The 238-nt window shown below is 65.1% G+C and carries 1 pseudogene; it reads left to right on the top strand.

The annotated features are described in order from the left end of the window. Nucleotides 1-238, top strand: a pseudogene (locus ACFC3J_RS22870) (flagellar motor protein MotB); the annotation flags it as partial.

Genomic DNA, 238 nt, shown 5'->3' with positions numbered 1-238 from the left:
ACCGGTACGGCCGCCTCGCGGTCGGGCACCGGCACCGTCGACCACGATTACGGCTATGACGTCGATGGCGTCATCGGCTACGATTTCGGCGCGTTCCGCCTCGAAACCGAAGTCGGCTATCGTTCGGCGACCGTCGATGGCTACCGTAACACCGGCCAGACGCCGAACAGCGGCACGACCCAGCTCGCTGCCGGCACCTATGACTATTTCGGTGGCCGTACCTCGGCGCTGAGCTTCA

Source organism: Sphingobium sp. (assembly GCF_041987595.1).
Taxonomy (GTDB): domain Bacteria; phylum Pseudomonadota; class Alphaproteobacteria; order Sphingomonadales; family Sphingomonadaceae; genus Sphingobium.
Note: the sequence above shows the minus strand (reverse complement) of the source record. Positions and strands in the feature narration are given on the sequence as shown.